Raw genomic sequence first — 15,801 nt, forward strand, 5'->3', positions numbered from 1 at the left:
AAGCCCCGAGGCTGTCGCCACACGGAAAAGCCCCGGGGCCGGCTGGACGCCGGCCCCGGGGCGCGCGGTGACGCGGAAGGTCTCAGGTCGCCCGCCAGTACCCCAGCGCGTGCACCCGCTCCTTCGGCACCGACAGGTCCTTGCGGACGTACGACGCCAGGGTGCGGGTCGTCGCGGTGTCGCAGGCGATCCAGACGTACGGGTTCTCGGTGGCCGCCAGCAGCGCGGGCAGCGTGGCCCGCACGTCCTCGACCAGGCCGGGGCGGGGCAGCCGGCGTATCTCGTGCCGGTCGGCGTCCGCGCGGCACGGCAGACCGTCCAGCTCGCCCTCGAACCAGATCGTCGCCGGTGCCGGACCGAGGGCGTCGAGGAGGGAGTTGAGCGCGGGCAGCGAGGCAGGGTCGCCCATCGCGAAGACATGCGAGGGCTCGGGCCGGGGATGCTGGAAGCCCGTTCCCTGGATCGTCGCCTCGATGGTGTCGCCTTCCTTCGCCACCCGCGCCCAGTCACTGGCGCACCCCTCGTGGAGTGCGAATTCGAGGCTGAAGGTCTTCGCCTCGGGGTCCGCGTCGACCAGCGTGTACGCCCGCTGGTGCGGCTTGCCCGCGTTGTCGAACCACAGCCGGACCCACATCGTGGGGTGAACGCCGCCCGCCGCGAGCAGGCCCCCGTCGGTGAAGTGCACCCGCCGGTACTCCGGCGTGACGTCCTCGGCGCCGGTGACGGTGAGGACGAAGTCCTTCGCGCCCATCAGCTTCAGGACCGCGCCCTGCCAACCGTGCCCCTGCCCCATGCCGCTCCTTCACGCCTCGCGTACCATTCCGCCACGACCTACTTAGGGAAGCCTAACCTAAAAAGCTGAAGGAATGACAGGGTGATGTCCAGGTGACCATCGAGATCTACCGCGACGCCTGGGGCATCCCCCATCTGCGCGCCACCGACGCCCGTGAACTCGCCCGCGCCCAGGGGCGGGTCACCGCCCACGACCGTGCCTGGCAGCTGGAGGTGGAACGCCACCGCGCCCAGGGCACCTCCGCCTCCTTCCTCGGTCCGGCCGCCGTGCCCTGGGACGTCCTCGCGAGGCGGGCGCGGCTGGCGGACACGGCTGAACGTTCCTTCGAGGCCATTGACGCCGACACGGCCGACTGGGTCCGGGCCTACGTCGAAGGCGTCAACGAGGGCCTCGCGGAAGGCGCCCGCCGTACCCCCGAGTTCGCCGACGCGGGCCTCGCCCCCGGCCGCTGGGAGCCCTGGACCCCGCTCGCCGTCTGGATCTCCACCCACCTCCTGTTCGCGGGCTTCCCGGCGAAGCTCTGGCGCGAGGAGGTGATCCGGCATCTGGGACCCGAGGCGGTGGCGCTGTTCGCGACGGACGGCCCCGGCACCTCCGGCAGCAACGGCTGGCTGGCCGCCGGGGAGCGGACCGTCACCGGTCAGGCGGTGATCGCCGGAGACCCGCACCGCTTCATCGAGGAGCCCGGCGTGTACCAGCAGATACGCCTGAGCTGCCCGGAGTTCGACGTCGTCGGCCTCGCCGTGCCCGGCATCCCCGGCACGGCCCACTTCGGCCACACCGGCACGGTCGCCTGGGCCATCACCAACGCCATGGCCGACTACCAGGACCTCTACCGGGAACGGCTGCGCCGCACGGGCGCGGGCGTGGAGGCACTCGGCCCGGACGGACGGTGGGAACGGGCCCACCGGGAGACCGATTTCATCGAGGTGCGCGGTGCGGAGCCGGTGCCCGTCGAGGTGATCGAGACCGGGCGGGGACCGGTGATCGCCGGCGGGCCCGAGGGCCTGGAGGACGGCACGCTCCTCGCGGACGACCCCGAGCCCCCGCTCGCCCTCAGCCTCCGTCACCCGCCCCGCGTCCTCGCCGAAGCCGGCTTCGCCGCCCTGCTCCCGCTGCTGCGGGCCCGCACGGTCGCCGACGTCGACCAGGCCTTCGACACCTGGGTGGAGCCGGTCAACGTCGTGCAGGCCGCCGACACCGAGGGCGGCACCCTGCACCGGGTGGCGGGCCGGGTGCCGGTGCGCTCCGAGGCCAACAAGGTCCGGATCGTGCCCGCCTGGGAGCCCGGACACGAGTGGCGCGGCTGGCACGAGACTCCGCACGCCGGCCTGACCGACGGCATCGCGGTGATGGCCAACCAGCGTGGCCCGTCCGCCCCGCTCGGCGTCGAGTTCGCGCCGCCGCACCGCGCCGACCGGATCACCGCGCTGCTGGGCGAGAAGGAGAAGTGGTCGGCGGCGGACATGCCCGCCCTCCACATGGACACCCACCTCGCCTCCGCCGCGCCCCTCCTCTCCCGCCTCGCCGCCCTCGAGGGGCTGGCCCCGCGGGCCGCCGCCCTGCGCGCGCGGTTGCTGAGCTGGGACCGCCGCATGGACGCCACCAGCGAGCCCGCCGCCGTCTTCGCGGCCGTCCGCGGCGCCGTCGTCCGCCGCCTCGCCGCCCACCCGGCCTTCGCCGCCCTCACCGAGCCGCCCGCCTATCCGGAGGCCCTCCTCCCCTGGCTGGGGCTCACCGCGCGGACCGCGTTCGCCCTGGAGAACCTGCTGACGGCCGAGGAGCTGTACGGCATCGACCGCCCGGCGATCGTCCGAGCGGCCCTGGAGGAGGTCGCGGGCTCGGAGAAGGTCACGGGCCTGGAGGAGGTGGCCGCCCTGGAGGAAGCTGCCTCGGAGAAGGTCACGGGCTCGGAAGGGGTCACGGGCCTGGAGGAGGTCGCGGCTTTTAAGGGAGTCACGGGCCTGGAGGAGGTCGCGGCCCCGGAAGAGGCTCCCACCCCGGAAGAGGCTGCCGACTCGCAGGGCGTGGCCGCCCCGGAGGGGTTGTCGGCCGGCCCGGCGCGCCGTACGTGGGGGGACACCCACCGCCTCGCCCCGTGGCGGGCGCTGCCCGGCACCCCGTACGCGACCGAGACGTACGCCGAACCGGCCCTGTCCGGCGACCACGACTGCGTGCTGTGCACCTCCGCCGTCCCGGGCCTGACCGACCTCGCCGTGCGCGGCCCGGCCGCCCGCTACGTGTGGGACCTGGCCCGGCGCGAGGACAGCCTGTGGGTGGTGCCGCTGGGCGCGTCCGGCGTGCCCGGCTCGGCGCACCACCGCGACCAACTCCCCCGGTGGGCCAGGGGAGACCTCGTCCCGGTCGTCACCGACTGGGCCCGCCTCACCAAGGAGACCGACGATGACTGACCCGTACGCCGACCGCGCCGCCGTCCACGAGCAGGTGGTCGACGGCTTCGGCACCGTACGCGTGCTGCCCCTCGACGCGAAGGGCGACGCCGAGGTGCTCCACGGCTGGGTGAGCCAGGAACGCGCCGCCTTCTGGGGCATGAACGGGCTCACGCGGGACGAGGTGGCCGGCGTCTACGCCCACATGGACACCCTCGACACCCATCACGCCTACCTGCTGGTGAAGGACGGCGAACCGGCCGCCCTGTTCCAGACCTACGAGCCGGAGGCGGACCGGGTCGGCGAGTGCTACGACATCCGTCCCGGGGACATCGGCATCCATCTGCTGATCGCACCGGCCGGACCCGGCGGATCCCTCGACGGCTGGACGGCGTCGCTGGTGCGGGTCGCGGCCTCGTACGTGTGGCTCGTCCTGGGCCGGGAGCGCGTCGTGGTCGACCCGGACGTGCGCAACGAGAAGGCGGTCGAACGCTTTCTGAGGCTGGGGTTCGTGGCCGGTGAGACGGTCGTGCTGCCGGAGGTGGACCTTCCCGACGTGTACCTGCCGGAGAAGCACGCCCAACTGGCCTTCCTCCACCGGCCGGCGGCCCGCCCGGCGTGATGCCGGAAGAGTTCGTCGCGTTCCCCCGCGCCCGGCTCCGCGCCGGGGGGTCCCCGTCGGCATGGCGCCGGTCCCCGCGAGGGGGCGCGTACGGACTGCGGATGAGCAGATCGGGCCGCACGTCCGTACGTATCCGAGGAGCAGTTCCGACGACGGAGTGGCGATGGGAATGCGCGACGGCGGGGCACGGCACGGCGGCGACGGCAGCGACAGCGGCGACAGCCCTGCCGGCCCCTTCCCACCAGCCCGCTTCCTACGGCGACTTCGGCGTCCGCTGCTGCTGGCCGCCGTACTGGCGCTGCTCCTCCTCGGCGGCGCGGCCCCCGCGTCGGCGCACGCCGCCCTGGGCCGCACCGACCCCGGCGACGGAGCCGTCCTCGACTCCGCCCCCCGCCACCTCACGCTGACCTTCACCGAGTCCGTCGGGCTCCTCGTCGACTCGGTCCGGGTGATCGACCCGGAGAACCGCCCCGTCGACACGGGCGACGCCACCCACCCCGGCGGCCGCGCCGACACCGTCAGGGTCGGCCTCCCGGCCGGCCTGGCGGACGGCACCTACACCGTGGCCTGGCGGGTGGTCTCGGCGGACAGCCACCCCGTCTCGGGCGCGTTCCTCTTCTCGGTCGGGGAGCCCTCGGCGACGAAGGCCGCGGTGACCGGCCCGACCGAGGACCCGGCGACCGCCTCGCTCTACAACATCGCCCGCTACGCGGCGTACGGCGGCCTGGCCCTCCTCATCGGCGTCGCCGTCTTCCTGTCCGTCGTCCTCGGCGGCCCGACCGCCGCCCTGAGCCGCTTCCTCCCCGCCGCCTGGCTCACGCTCGTGGTCTCCACGGCCGCGCTGCTGCTCCTGCGCGGCCCCTACGAACGCGGCACGGGTCTCACGGACGCCGTCGACCCGGCCGTCCTGAGCACCACCCTGACCACCAAGCCGGGCCTCGCGCTGCTGGCCCGGCTCGCGCTGCTGGCGGCGGCCTTCGTCCTGGTACGCCGTTCCTCCCGCCGGACCACCCACCCCGCGCCCGGCATCGCGCTCTGCCTCGCCCTGGCCGTCACCTGGGCCGCGGCCGAACACGCCTCCGCGGGCATCCAGGTACCGGTGGCGATGACGTCGTCCGTGCTGCACCTGCTGGCCATGGCGGTCTGGCTGGGCGGCCTGACGGCCCTGCTGACCGTCCTGTACCGCGCCCCGCACGACCTCACGTCCGCCGCCGTCGCCCGCTTCTCGAAGCTGGCCTTCGCCTCGGTGGCCGTCCTCACCGTCACCGGCGTCTACCAGTCCTGGCGGGGCCTGGGCTCCTGGGACGCCCTCACCGGTACGACGTACGGCCGCGTCCTGCTGGCCAAGGTCTCCGCGGTGGCCCTGCTGCTGGCGGCGGCGGGCCTCTCCCGCCGGTGGACCCGCCGCTGGGCGGAGGCGCAACCGGCGCGGGCGGAGACCGAGGCGCGGGTGCTGGAGACGGTCGGCGGGGGTGGGGGCGCGGTCACGGCCGCGAGCGAGGGGGTGGGCGTCGCGGCGGTGGACTCCGCCGGCTCCGCGCCCACCGACGCCACCGGGCCGGACACGCACCCCGCCGACAAGGACCGGGCCCCGGCCACGGCGCCGGTCTCGGGGGACGACCACCACCGCCGGGCCCTGCGCCGCTCGGTCCTCGCCGAGTTCGTGACCGGCGTACTGGTCCTGGTGATCACCACCCTGCTCACCATCACCCTGCCGGGCCGTGCCGCCACCGAGTCGGCCGCGGCGCGGACCGAGGCCGCCGACGCCGACAGGCCCACCTCCTCCAGCAGCATGGTGCCCTTCGACGTGGGCACCCCGAACGGCCACGGCAAGGTGCAGCTCGACCTCGCCCCGGGCCGGGTGGGCCAGAACCAGGTGCAGGCCGTCGTCTTCGGCCCCGACGACGGCATCGTCACCGTCCCCGAGGTGCGCCTCACCTTCACCCTGCGCGCACAGGACGTCGGCCCGATCGACGCGGAGCTGGAGAACCGGGGCGGCTACTGGGGCACGGACAAGCTCCGGCTCCCGCTGCCCGGCGTCTGGACGATGAAGATCACGGTCCGCACGACGGACATCGACCAGGTCACCGTGGAAAAGAACGTCCGCGTCGGCTGACGCCGGAGAGGCCGGACGACACCCGGACACACGAAAGGGCGGTCCCCTCGGGACCGCCCTTTCGGCTACGAGCGGTAGCGGAGGGATTTGAACCCTCGGTGACTTGCGCCACACTCGCTTTCGAGGCGAGCTCCTTCGGCCGCTCGGACACGCTACCGAGGGAGACCCTACAGCAAGGTGGGGCATGCTCCGAAATCCGTTTCCACAGGCACCTCGGAGGGCGCTCAGCGGTCCCGGAAGAACTCGGTGAGCAGCTCCGCGCACTCCTCGGCGAGCACGCCCTCGACGACCTCGGGGCGGTGGTTGAGACGTCGGTCGCGGACGACGTCCCAGAGGGAGCCCGCCGCTCCCGCCTTGTCGTCGCGGGCGCCGTAGACGACCCGGTCCACCCGGGACTGCACGAGGGCGCCCGCGCACATCGTGCAGGGCTCCAGGGTGACGACCAGTGTGCAGCCGGTCAGTCGCCACTCACCCAGCGCGGCCGCGGCCCGCCGGATCGCGAGGACCTCGGCGTGCCCGGTCGGGTCGCCGGTCGCCTCGCGTTCGTTGTGCCCGGCGGCGAGCACGGTCGTGCCGTCGGCGGCGAGCACGACGGCGCCGACGGGGACGTCACCGCCCCGGACCGCCTGCCCGGCCTGCTCCAGGGCGAGCCGCATCGCGGCCCGCCAGGGGTCACGCACCGGGTCGGGGACCGTACGGGGGGCGGACGGGATCAGCGGACGGTCTCCAGCGTCTCCGAGGCGCCGAGGGCGTCCGCGATCTCGGTGACCGCGTCGGCCGAGAGCGACAGCAACTCCTTCTCGGTGACGCCCAGGTCGTCGAGGATGCCGACGTCGCCGACCGGGCCGTGCGGCACGGAGTCAGCGGAGCCGCCGTCCTCCTCGCCGTCCTCGCCGTCGCCGTCGGGCTCACCGTCCTCGGTGCCGTCCAGGTCGAGGGCGTCCAGGTCGTTGCCGTCGTCGGCGGGATCCCGGCCGAGCAGTTCGTCGGTGAGCAGGATCTCGCCGTAGCTGCTGCGGGCAGCGGCGGCGGCGTCCGAGACGTAGATGCGAGGGTCGTCCTCACCATCGATGCGGACGACGCCGAACCAGGCGTCCTCCTGCTCGATCAGGACGAGCACCGTGTCGTCGTCGGGTGTGGCTTCCCGGGCCAGGTCGGCCAGATCCGACAGGGACTCCACGTCGTCGAGCTCTGTGTCGCTCGCTTTCCACCCGTCTTCGGTGCGCGCGAGCAGTGCGGCGAAGTACACCGTGACTCTCCCACTGGTCTTAGGCGTGCCGGTTGGGGGTCCCCCCGGCGGAGGCTGCGGGCGGGGAGAGCTCGGGCTCCGAGCCCCACCCACTCGGAATCGTGGCAGAAACAAGGCGTTCAGGGGACGTCTTCGACCCGCTGTGTCCGGCTGTTTTGATCGCACGTCCGCGAACCACTCATCCGCGCGCTCGTTGCCGCCACCAGCGGATCGTACGCGGCTTTCGACCGGGGCCACGTACCCCCACCCCGGCAGCGGCCGCGCGTGGCGCCGTTCCGCCCACCCGGGTGCGGGGCATGCGGGCTACCAGCGGAAGGTTCGCATGCGCATCGCGCGGCGCAGCCGGGCCGCCTTGGCGCGCCGCGGCTGGACGCGGTCACGCAGTGCTCTGGCCTCGGCCAGTTCCCGCAGGAACTGCGCACGGCGACGCCTGCGCGCCGCGTCGGTCTCCTGCGCGTCCGCGTCCGACCGCGACACGTGGTCGGGCAGGTCAGACATAGGCACACCACCCCGGTCCATCCCTGTCAGCTTCCCCCGGAAGGGCGGTTTGACGCCAGGGAGTGGCTGCATCGAAGCGCGGCTACTGTTGTGTCCATGCGTCTCCACGTCGTCGACCACCCCTTGGTCGCCCACAAGCTCACCACGCTGCGCGACCGCCGCACCGACTCCCCGACCTTCCGTCGTCTGGCCGACGAGCTGGTCACCCTGCTCGCCTACGAGGCCACCCGCGACGTGCGCACCGAGCAGGTCGACCTCTCCACCCCCGTCGCCGACACCACCGGCGTCAAGCTCTCCCACCCGCGCCCGCTGGTGGTCCCGATCCTGCGCGCCGGCCTCGGCATGCTGGACGGCATGGTCCGGCTGCTGCCGACCGCCGAGGTGGGCTTCCTGGGCATGATCCGCAACGAGGAGACGCTGGAGGCCTCGACGTACGCCACGCGCATGCCCGAGGACCTCTCCGGGCGCCAGGTGTACGTCCTCGACCCGATGCTGGCCACCGGCGGCACGCTGGTCGCGGCGATCCAGGAGCTGATCAAGCGCGGCGCCGACGACGTGACGGCCGTGGTCCTGCTGGCCGCGCCCGAGGGTGTCGAGCTCATGGAGCGCGAGTTGGCCGGCACCCCGGTGACCGTCGTGACCGCCTCGGTCGACGAGCGCCTCAACGAGCACGGCTACATCGTCCCGGGCCTCGGCGACGCGGGCGACCGGATGTACGGGGCAGCCGAGTAGACGACGGCACGGCGCGCCCCGGCGCGCCGCCGCGACGAGGCGCAACCGACCGGCGGCCCCCTTCGGGGAGACCGCACGGGTCGGACGGGTCGGACGGCCCCTCAGAGGTACGCGGCTCCGGCGCGCGCGCCTCTGAGGGGCCGTCATGTGCGTCGGCGCGGCGCGCGGCCGTCGCGTGGGCGGCGCGGTGCGGTGGCCCCGCTCAGCAGCTCTTCCCCGCGGCCGTGGCCGCCGGCTTCGGCGCGCTCAGCGCGACCAGCGCGCGGTCGGCGGAGGGCTTCTTCGCCAGTTCCTTGAAGCCGTCGCCGATGATGAGGTCGACCGCCGGGCCCTTGCGCGCGCGGTCCGTGCTGCGCTCGGCGCCGGGCAGCTGGGTGGCGAGCACCGGCAGCGCCGTGTTCAGCGCCGAGGCGGGCCCGATCAACAGCCCGGTGCCCTTCACCTTCTTGTCCCACTGCTTCGGCGCGTTGCCCACCTCACCGATTTTGAAGCCACGTTTCTTCAGCTCGTCGGCGGTCTTCTTGGCGAGGCCGCTGCGGGTCGTGGCGTTGAGCACGTTGACGGTCACGGCGCCCGGCTTCGGCAGGACCACGGCCGCAGCGCTGGGCGAGGGGCTCGCCTCGGTCACGCAGCCCGCCTTGGTGCCGGCCGCCGAGGCGCTGTCGCCGCCGCCCGTGAAGACGTCGACGAGTTGCAGCGTTCCCCAGCTCAGGACGCCGATCACGACGACGGACGCGGTGACGACGAGTACGAGCCTGCCGCGCCGACGGGGTGGACGCATCCGTGGGTACTTGTCCCCCGTGATCCGGTACTGGCCGCCCATGCCAGGGGGAGTCAGCATGCTCATGGGCGCAGCGTAGTGCGCTCGGGCGGCTCTGCCTACTAGATGATCATCGGACGCCGCTCAGGAGAACCCGAAAGGGCCAAGCCGTTACCGGCGGGCGACGCTCCGGGACCCCGCGCGGGGTCGGTCAGTCCAGCTCCAGGACGCGCGCGTGAAGCACTTGGCGCTGCTGCAGCGCCGCACGCACCGCGCGGTGCAGGCCGTCCTCCAGGTAGAGATCGCCCTGCCACTTCACGACGTGCGCGAAGAGGTCACCGTAGAAGGTGGAGTCCTCGGCGAGGAGGGTCTCCAGGTCGAGCTGCTGCTTGGTCGTCACGAGCTGATCGAGGCGGACCGGGCGCGGCGCGACGTCCGCCCACTGCCGGGTGCTGTCCCGGCCATGGTCGGGGTACGGCCGGCCGTTTCCGATGCGCTTGAAGATCACACGGAAAGCCTACCGGTCAAGACGTTCCGGGCGCAGCCATGGAGAGGGAGTGCAACGCTGGAAAAGATGCCGCGATTCGGGTGAAACAGAACAGGGGTCCGACATGAGCGACAGCGAGACCGTGCCCGCGGCCACCCACCCCGAGGCGCCCGGCGGCGCTCCCGCCCTCCCCGAGGAGGCACTGAGAATCGCCGCCGGTTACGCCTTCGCCGGGCCCGCGCTGGATCTGGGAGCCCTCGTCTGGGACGGCCGGTGCCTGCCGGACGCCCAGGTCCGCATCCCCCTGCCGATGCTGACCCGGCACGGGCTGGTCGCGGGCGCCACCGGGACCGGCAAGACGAAGACGCTCCAGCTGATCGCCGAGCAGCTCTCCGCGCAGGGCGTCCCGGTGTTCCTGGCCGACATCAAGGGCGACGTGTCGGGCGTCTCGGCGCCGGGCCTGCCCGACGACAAGGTCCGCTCCCGCGCCGCCGAGGTGCACCAGCGGTGGACGGCGACCGCCTTCCCGGCACGGTTCTACGCGCTCGGCGGCATCGGCCACGGCATCCCGCTGCGCGCCACCGTCACCAGCTTCGGCCCGGTGCTGCTCTCCAAGGTCCTCGGGCTCAACCGGACCCAGGAACAGTCCCTCGGCCTGATCTTCCACTACGCGGACACCAAGGGCCTGGAGCTGATCGACCTCAAGGACCTGCGGGCGGTCGTCGCCTTCCTCACCTCCGACGGAGGCAGGGCCGAACTGAAGGCCGTCGGCGGACTGTCGACCGCGACCGCCGGGGTGATCCTGCGTGCGCTGACCACCTTCGAGGCGCAGGGGATGGGCCCCTTCTTCGGGGAGCCGGAGTTCGACACCGCGGAGCTGCTGCGCACGGCTCAGGACGGTCGGGGCCTGGTGTCGGTCCTGGAGCTGCCGGCCGTGCAGGACAGGCCGCGGCTCTTCTCGACCTTCCTGATGTGGTTGCTCGCCGACCTCTTCCACGACCTGCCCGAGGTCGGCGACGTCGACAAGCCCAAGCTGGTCTTCTTCTTCGACGAGGCGCACCTGCTCTTCGACGACGCCTCGAAGGCGTTCCTGGACTCGATCACGCAGACCGTGCGGCTCATTCGCTCGAAAGGGGTCGGCGTCTTCTTCGTCACCCAGACACCGAAGGACGTGCCCGGTGACGTCCTCGCCCAGCTCGGCAACCGCGTCCAGCACGCGCTGCGCGCCTTCACCCCCGACGACCAGAAGGCCCTCAAAGCGACGGTCAGGACGTTTCCCGACTCCGGCTACGACCTCGAAGAGCTGCTCACCACTCTCGGGACCGGCGAGGCGGTGGTCACGGTCCTCAGCGAGAAGGGCGCCCCCACGCCGGTCGCCGCGACCCGGCTGCGGGCGCCCGAGTCCCTGATGGGCCCGGTCGGCGCGGCGGCACTGGACCGGGCGGTGACGTCCTCGCCGCTCTTCGGCCGCTACGCGCGGGCGGTGGACCGGGAGTCGGCGTTCGAGAAGCTGGAGGCCGGAAGGACCCGGCGGGAGGAGCCGGAGGCCGGGCCGGGGCAGGAGCCGGAACCCGAGCCGCGGGCGGCGAAGGGGACACCCCGGCGGGAGGAGTCCGTCGTCGAACAGGTGGTCGGCAGCGGCATGTTCAGGTCCCTGGCCCGTTCCCTCGGCACCCAGATCGGGCGGGAGATCACCCGCTCGCTCTTCGGGACGGCGCGGCGGAGGCGGTAGGTCCCGCCTCCGCCCACGGCTCAGCGGTCCCGCTTCTTCGGCGGCTGCTGCGGCTGCTTGGTTTCCTTGAGTTCCGACTTGGGTTCGTTCCGGATGGCCTCCGCGCGAACCAGCGCGCGCAGAACGGCGTAGGGATCCGTGGGCATGGCTGTGACTCCTTGCGTGCGTACTGTCTGACCTGCGGGGACCACAGGTCTGTCAGCAGCGCAGGACCACCGACCGCACGGTCCGCAGCGTGTACGGCGGCCCGGTCGGCGCGTGCGCCGGGCGGGCCTGCGTGCTCGGCTCCTGCGGAGCGGCCGCCCGTACCGGACGCTGCGCCACGGCGGGCCGGTGCCCGCCGCGTCCCGGCGGCCGCAGGGCCGTGTCGAGCACGTCGGCCTCGACCGCCTCCCCCGCCACGACAGCGACGGGTCCCGCCGCCGCCTCCGCGTGCGCCATCGGCAGCAGCAGAGCGAGGAGCAGAACGAGGAGCCGGGGCCAGACGCGTCGGCGCGCAGCGCGGCGGGTCTGCTGGGGCGTGCTCACAGCAGGTCATCTCCCCGGCCCGCGTACGGCGTCCATCGCATGGCGGGCGGAATCCGCCCGCTCGGCGTAGGGACGGACCGACGGACCGACCCGGCGAGGCAGACCGAGAGCGTGCCGCCCGGCGCACCCGAGAACGAGCGGCGCGGCGCACCCGAGAGCGGACCGCGCGACCGGCCGAGGCGCGTGCCGCCCGGCGCACCGGGAAGCGAGCGGCGCGGTGGTGTCGGTGACGGGCCGCACGGCGTACCCGAGAGCGGACCGCGCGGCCGGCCGAGGAACGGACCGCGCGGCGCACCGGAGAACGAGCGGCGCGGTGGTGTCGGTGACGAGCCGCACCACCGGCCGAGGAACGGGCCGCACGGCGTACCCGAGAGCGAGCCGCGCGGCCGGCCGAGGTGCGGACCGCGCGGCGCACCGGAGAACGAGCGGCTCGGTGGTGTCGGTGACGGGCCGGGCGTGTGCCGCGAGGTCGCCGTGCGGCACGGTCCGTCGGGGCGCGGCCGGGGAGCCGGGCGGCGCGGGGATATGTCGGTGAGCGGCGGCGGTGCGCAGGCGGTCGTCGTCATGGCCGTCACACCTCGCGCGGGACCTGGCGGGCGCGGCTCCGGATACGCAGTGCCGTGGCGATCTCGACCACGCCCACCACGACCAGCCAGCACCCGCCGACCACCGTCAGGACGGCCACGGACTCGAACGGCGAGACGATCAGGACGACGCCGGCGAGGAGGCTGACCACGCCGAGGACGATCTGCCAGCCGCGGGCGGGCATCGCCGGGTCGGAGGCGGCGGCCAGCGTCTGGGTGATCCCGCGGAACAGCCAGCCGATCCCGATCCACAGGGCGAGCAGCAGGATCGACTGCATGGCGCCGCGGAAGCAGAACAGCCCCAGCAGGATGCACAGGGCGCCGCTGACGAACGCCAGCACGCGCAGCGCCGTCGTCTTGTGGGTGCCGAAGGCGGAGACGAGCTGGAGGACGCCGCTGACGAGGAGGTAGAGACCGAAGAGGACGCCGGCGGCGACCAGGGAGGCGCCCGGCCAGATCAGGACGAGGACGCCCAGCACCAGGGACGCGATGCCGGTGACGAGGACGGCCTGCCAGGCTGCCTTGGACAGCGCGTGCAGCGGGCCCTCGAAGGGCGGTTCGGGACCCTCGTGGTGCGGTCTCGGCGCGCGCGGGTCGCGCGTGGCGTGCACGTGCCGGTCGTCGAACTCCGCTGCTCGCGGGGATCCGCTCGGTGGCTCGGTCATGCTCCATGCTGGGAACGCGACCGAGCCCGGCGCACGCCGGAACGGGCCAGAAGAATGACCGGCGCGTGCCGGAAGAATGATGGAGCGGGCCGGAAAAACGAAGCGCGGGCTACTTCTTCGCGGCCTTCGCCGCCTTCGCCGCCGCCTTGATCTCCTGCTTGTGCGCCCGCACCTTGGCGAGCGACTCGGGCCCCGTGATGTCGGCGACGGACCGGAACGCCCGCGGCGGACCGTAGTCGCCCGCGGCCTCCCGCCACCCCTTCGGGGTCACGCCGAGTTGCTTGCCGAGCAGCGCGAGGAAGATCTGCGCCTTCTGCTTGCCGAACCCGGGCAGTTCCTGAAGCCGCCGCAGCAGTTCCGGCCCGTCGCCGACACCCTCCCAGACGGCGCTCGCGTCGCCGTCGTAGTGCTCGACGAGGTACTGGCACAGCTGCTGGATCCGCTGGGCCATCGACCCGGGGTACCGGTGCACGGCCGGCTTCTCGGAGAGGAGCGCGGTGAACGCCTCCGGGTCGTAGGCGGCGATCTCCTGCGCGTCCAGGTCGTCCGAGCCCATCCGGCCGACGATGGTCGCGGGCCCCTTGAACGCCCACTCCATCGGGATCTGCTGGTCCAGCAGCATCCCGACCAGTGCGGCGAGCGGAGAGCGTCCGAGCAGTTCGTCGGCCTCGGGGTCCTGTGCGAGGTGAAGTGTGACGTCCATGCCCCGATGATCCCGCGCCGGCCGTCCGGCCGCCTCCTCGTGCACGGTCCCCGTTCAGCAAGGCGTTGGTCCTCAAATACGACGTGAAGCTACACTCGCGGCCGGCAAACAGGCGTTCCATACAGGCACAGGCAGGCGCAGGGGAGGCCGCGGTGGCGGTGCATTCGAAGAAGATCGCCGTCTATGTGATCGTGGTCTTCGTGCTCTACGTGATCATCACCGATCCCGCCAAGGCCGCGGACTACGTCCAGATAGGGTTCGAGGGCATATCGGACGCCGCGCAGGCCATCGGCGACTTCATGACCTGGATCGCCAACGGAGGAGAGTGATGATCCGCCACCTGGTCCTCTTCAAGCTCGCCGAGGGCGTCGGGCGCGACGACCCGCGGGTGACCGAGGGCGCGGACGCCTTCCGCGCCCTCGAAGGAAGCATCGCGGAGATCCGCACCTGGGAGCTCGGCTGGAACTTCAGCGACCGGCCCATCGCGTACGACTTCGCCATCAATTCGGCGTTCGACGACAGGGCCGCTCTGGACCGGTACCTGGAGCACCCGGACCACCGGGCGGGCGTCGCGCTGTGGCGGGAGTTCTCCACCTGGGTGATCGCGGACTACGAGTTCTAGACCCGCCGCCACGGGCCCCCCACCGCAACGGTGGGGGGCTCCCATGCGTCTTACGCCCCAACTGACCCTCAACACGGCATTATGCGGTGCTTGCACACAGTGCACATGTCTTGTGATGCTATGACCGCTTTTGACGGATGAGTTGACGGATCTCGAGGTGGAGTTGACCGTGCCGGCCAGTACTGCGCCTCAAGCCCCGCCTCAGCAGACACCCCCCTCGGAAGCGGCCTCCTCCGAAACGGCCTCCTCCCCAGCGGCCGCTCCGCAAGCGGCCGCCCCGGACACACCCGCCCCCGAACCCGCCCCCGAACCCGCTCCCCAGCGCAGCAGCCGGGGCGCCGACACCCGGGCGCTCACACAGGTGCTGTTCGGCCAGCTCAAGACGCTGGAACCGGGCACGCAGGAACACACCCGGGTGCGTGGGGCGCTGATCGAGGCCAACCTCCCGCTGGTGCGCTACGCGGCGGCCCGGTTCCGCTCCCGCAACGAGCCCATGGAGGACGTCGTCCAGGTCGGCACCATCGGCCTCATCAACGCCATCGACCGCTTCGACCCGGACCGGGGCGTGCAGTTCCCGACCTTCGCGATGCCCACCGTCGTCGGCGAGATCAAGCGGTACTTCCGGGACAACGTCCGCACGGTCCACGTACCGCGTCGGCTGCACGAGCTGTGGGTGCAGGTGAACAGCGCCACCGAGGACCTGACCACCGCGTTCGGACGCTCCCCGACCACCGCCGAGATCGCCGAGCGGCTGCGCATCACCGAGGAGGAGGTGCTGTCCTGCATCGAGGCGGGGCGCTCGTACCACGCCACCTCGCTGGAGGCCGCACAGGAGGGCGACGGACTGCCCGGGCTGCTCGACCGGCTCGGCTACGAGGACCCGGCCCTGGACGGCGTGGAGCACCGCGACCTCGTGCGGCATCTGCTCGTCCAGCTCCCCGAGCGCGAGCAGCGCATCCTGCTGCTGCGCTACTACAGCAATCTGACGCAGTCGCAGATCAGCGCGGAACTCGGCGTCTCCCAGATGCACGTCTCCCGGCTGCTCGCGCGCAGCTTCCAGCGCCTGCGCTCGGCGAACCGCATCGACGCCTAGCTCCTGAACCCCTTCCGGCGCAAGAGCCGTCGGGGTCATCAAGCGGCCGCGAATCGAACCGGCGCACAACCGAAAGCGGGCTCGACACGTCACCTGGGAGAGCGAATCGCTCACCAGGCATTTTGGCCGTCCTTCGGTCCCGAAAAACCGTCAGACCCCCTTCTGCCAGCGGGTTTTCGCGTCTCGCATGTCGACATGTCGCTACAGCGTGTTGCCGACATGTGACA

The 15,801-nt window shown here is 72.7% G+C and carries 18 protein-coding genes and 1 tRNA gene; 8 read left to right on the forward strand and 11 right to left on the reverse strand.

Annotation, left to right across the window (positions count from 1 at the left end; genetic code table 11):
• Positions 1-82: 82 nt before the first annotated feature.
• On the reverse strand, positions 83-793 hold the full coding sequence (locus ACWCPM_RS03515; RefSeq protein ID WP_450974468.1) for a siderophore-interacting protein: 711 nt from the start codon (positions 791-793) through the stop codon (positions 83-85).
• 92 nt (positions 794-885) lie between these two features.
• Between ACWCPM_RS03515 and ACWCPM_RS03520 the strand changes: the two genes are divergently transcribed.
• The 3 genes from ACWCPM_RS03520 to ACWCPM_RS03530 all read left to right on the forward strand — a co-directional run bounded on the left by ACWCPM_RS03520 (position 886) and on the right by ACWCPM_RS03530 (position 5,921).
• Positions 886-3,204 carry a penicillin acylase family protein gene (locus ACWCPM_RS03520; RefSeq protein ID WP_450974469.1) on the forward strand — a complete coding sequence of 773 codons (2,319 nt, stop codon included), beginning with the start codon at positions 886-888 and terminating at the stop codon, positions 3,202-3,204.
• A complete protein-coding gene (locus ACWCPM_RS03525; protein WP_450974470.1) occupies positions 3,197-3,805 on the forward strand; it encodes a GNAT family N-acetyltransferase in 609 nt (202 codons plus the stop codon). Before ACWCPM_RS03520 ends, ACWCPM_RS03525 begins: the two co-directional genes overlap by 8 nt.
• A 163-nt stretch (positions 3,806-3,968) precedes the next feature.
• Positions 3,969-5,921 carry a copper resistance CopC/CopD family protein gene (locus ACWCPM_RS03530; protein ID WP_450974471.1) on the forward strand — a complete coding sequence of 651 codons (1,953 nt, stop codon included), beginning with the start codon at positions 3,969-3,971 and terminating at the stop codon, positions 5,919-5,921.
• Positions 5,922-5,993: 72 nt separating this feature from the next.
• On the opposite strand, the gene ACWCPM_RS03535 is transcribed toward ACWCPM_RS03530, so the two are convergent.
• The 4 genes from ACWCPM_RS03535 to ACWCPM_RS03550 all read right to left on the reverse strand — a co-directional run bounded on the left by ACWCPM_RS03535 (position 5,994) and on the right by ACWCPM_RS03550 (position 7,668).
• Positions 5,994-6,078, reverse strand: a tRNA-Ser gene (locus ACWCPM_RS03535).
• 67 nt (positions 6,079-6,145) lie between these two features.
• Entirely contained in the window at positions 6,146-6,577 is a 432-nt protein-coding gene (gene tadA / locus ACWCPM_RS03540; RefSeq protein WP_450974649.1) for a tRNA adenosine(34) deaminase TadA, read from the reverse strand.
• 56 nt (positions 6,578-6,633) lie between these two features.
• The gene (locus tag ACWCPM_RS03545) at positions 6,634-7,170 is read right to left on the reverse strand and encodes a tRNA adenosine deaminase-associated protein (RefSeq protein ID WP_450974472.1); all 537 of its coding nucleotides are present in this window, start codon (positions 7,168-7,170) and stop codon (positions 6,634-6,636) included.
• 303 nt (positions 7,171-7,473) lie between these two features.
• A complete protein-coding gene (locus tag ACWCPM_RS03550; protein ID WP_450974473.1) occupies positions 7,474-7,668 on the reverse strand; it encodes a hypothetical protein in 195 nt (64 codons plus the stop codon).
• A 96-nt stretch (positions 7,669-7,764) separates the two neighbouring features.
• Between ACWCPM_RS03550 and upp the strand changes: the two genes are divergently transcribed.
• The gene (gene upp / locus ACWCPM_RS03555; protein WP_450974474.1) at positions 7,765-8,400 is read left to right on the forward strand and encodes a uracil phosphoribosyltransferase; all 636 of its coding nucleotides are present in this window, start codon (positions 7,765-7,767) and stop codon (positions 8,398-8,400) included.
• A 202-nt stretch (positions 8,401-8,602) separates the two neighbouring features.
• On the opposite strand, the gene ACWCPM_RS03560 is transcribed toward upp, so the two are convergent.
• Together ACWCPM_RS03560 and ACWCPM_RS03565 are read right to left on the reverse strand one after the other, a co-directional pair.
• The gene (locus ACWCPM_RS03560; protein WP_450974475.1) at positions 8,603-9,247 is read right to left on the reverse strand and encodes a LytR C-terminal domain-containing protein; all 645 of its coding nucleotides are present in this window, start codon (positions 9,245-9,247) and stop codon (positions 8,603-8,605) included.
• A gap of 124 nt (positions 9,248-9,371) precedes the next feature.
• Positions 9,372-9,668: a type II toxin-antitoxin system VapB family antitoxin gene (locus ACWCPM_RS03565; protein ID WP_003991361.1), complete on the reverse strand. Its 297-nt coding sequence runs from the start codon at positions 9,666-9,668 to the stop codon at positions 9,372-9,374.
• 103 nt (positions 9,669-9,771) lie between these two features.
• On the opposite strand from ACWCPM_RS03565, the gene ACWCPM_RS03570 reads away from it, so the two are divergent.
• The gene (locus ACWCPM_RS03570; protein ID WP_450974476.1) at positions 9,772-11,379 is read left to right on the forward strand and encodes a helicase HerA-like domain-containing protein; all 1,608 of its coding nucleotides are present in this window, start codon (positions 9,772-9,774) and stop codon (positions 11,377-11,379) included.
• Between the two features lie 20 nt (positions 11,380-11,399).
• Here ACWCPM_RS03570 and ACWCPM_RS03575 read toward each other — a convergent pair whose 3' ends face one another.
• From ACWCPM_RS03575 to ACWCPM_RS03590, 4 genes are all read right to left on the reverse strand, one after another.
• The gene (locus ACWCPM_RS03575) at positions 11,400-11,525 is read right to left on the reverse strand and encodes a hypothetical protein (protein WP_450974477.1); all 126 of its coding nucleotides are present in this window, start codon (positions 11,523-11,525) and stop codon (positions 11,400-11,402) included.
• A gap of 52 nt (positions 11,526-11,577) precedes the next feature.
• A complete protein-coding gene (locus ACWCPM_RS03580; protein WP_450974478.1) occupies positions 11,578-11,907 on the reverse strand; it encodes a hypothetical protein in 330 nt (109 codons plus the stop codon).
• A 571-nt stretch (positions 11,908-12,478) separates the two neighbouring features.
• Positions 12,479-13,156, reverse strand: coding sequence for an HdeD family acid-resistance protein (locus ACWCPM_RS03585; RefSeq protein WP_450974479.1), 678 nt, complete (start codon positions 13,154-13,156; stop codon positions 12,479-12,481).
• Positions 13,157-13,265: 109 nt separating this feature from the next.
• Positions 13,266-13,859, reverse strand: a complete 594-nt coding sequence (locus tag ACWCPM_RS03590; protein WP_450974480.1) for an HhH-GPD-type base excision DNA repair protein — start codon at positions 13,857-13,859, stop codon at positions 13,266-13,268.
• Positions 13,860-14,011: 152 nt separating this feature from the next.
• Here ACWCPM_RS03590 and ACWCPM_RS03595 point away from each other — a divergent pair, with 152 nt between their 5' ends.
• The 3 genes from ACWCPM_RS03595 to ACWCPM_RS03605 all read left to right on the forward strand — a co-directional run bounded on the left by ACWCPM_RS03595 (position 14,012) and on the right by ACWCPM_RS03605 (position 15,574).
• Positions 14,012-14,188, forward strand: a complete 177-nt coding sequence (locus ACWCPM_RS03595) for a hypothetical protein (protein ID WP_450974481.1) — start codon at positions 14,012-14,014, stop codon at positions 14,186-14,188.
• Entirely contained in the window at positions 14,188-14,481 is a 294-nt protein-coding gene (locus ACWCPM_RS03600; RefSeq protein WP_450974482.1) for a Dabb family protein, read from the forward strand. Before ACWCPM_RS03595 ends, ACWCPM_RS03600 begins: the two co-directional genes overlap by 1 nt.
• A gap of 169 nt (positions 14,482-14,650) precedes the next feature.
• On the forward strand, positions 14,651-15,574 hold the full coding sequence (locus tag ACWCPM_RS03605) for an RNA polymerase sigma factor SigF (protein WP_450974483.1): 924 nt from the start codon (positions 14,651-14,653) through the stop codon (positions 15,572-15,574).
• The last annotated feature ends 227 nt before the right edge of the window (positions 15,575-15,801 follow it).

This window comes from Streptomyces sp. NPDC002309 (genome assembly GCF_053593375.1).

Excerpts from the sequence above, each read along its gene's own strand:
- ACWCPM_RS03515 (WP_450974468.1), bottom strand. The coding sequence starts at position 793 with ATGGGGCAGGGGCACGGTTGGCAGGGCGCGGTCCTGAAGCTGATGGGC.
- ACWCPM_RS03525 (WP_450974470.1), top strand. The coding sequence starts at position 3,197 with ATGACTGACCCGTACGCCGACCGCGCCGCCGTCCACGAGCAGGTGGTC.
- ACWCPM_RS03530 (WP_450974471.1), top strand. The coding sequence starts at position 3,969 with ATGGGAATGCGCGACGGCGGGGCACGGCACGGCGGCGACGGCAGCGAC.
- tadA (WP_450974649.1), bottom strand. The coding sequence starts at position 6,577 with ATGCGGCTCGCCCTGGAGCAGGCCGGGCAGGCGGTCCGGGGCGGTGAC.
- ACWCPM_RS03550 (WP_450974473.1), bottom strand. The coding sequence starts at position 7,668 with ATGTCTGACCTGCCCGACCACGTGTCGCGGTCGGACGCGGACGCGCAG.
- upp (WP_450974474.1), top strand. The coding sequence starts at position 7,765 with ATGCGTCTCCACGTCGTCGACCACCCCTTGGTCGCCCACAAGCTCACC.
- ACWCPM_RS03560 (WP_450974475.1), bottom strand. The coding sequence starts at position 9,247 with ATGAGCATGCTGACTCCCCCTGGCATGGGCGGCCAGTACCGGATCACG.
- ACWCPM_RS03570 (WP_450974476.1), top strand. The coding sequence starts at position 9,772 with ATGAGCGACAGCGAGACCGTGCCCGCGGCCACCCACCCCGAGGCGCCC.
- ACWCPM_RS03575 (WP_450974477.1), bottom strand. The coding sequence starts at position 11,525 with ATGCCCACGGATCCCTACGCCGTTCTGCGCGCGCTGGTTCGCGCGGAG.
- ACWCPM_RS03585 (WP_450974479.1), bottom strand. The coding sequence starts at position 13,156 with ATGACCGAGCCACCGAGCGGATCCCCGCGAGCAGCGGAGTTCGACGAC.
- ACWCPM_RS03590 (WP_450974480.1), bottom strand. The coding sequence starts at position 13,859 with ATGGACGTCACACTTCACCTCGCACAGGACCCCGAGGCCGACGAACTG.
- ACWCPM_RS03600 (WP_450974482.1), top strand. The coding sequence starts at position 14,188 with ATGATCCGCCACCTGGTCCTCTTCAAGCTCGCCGAGGGCGTCGGGCGC.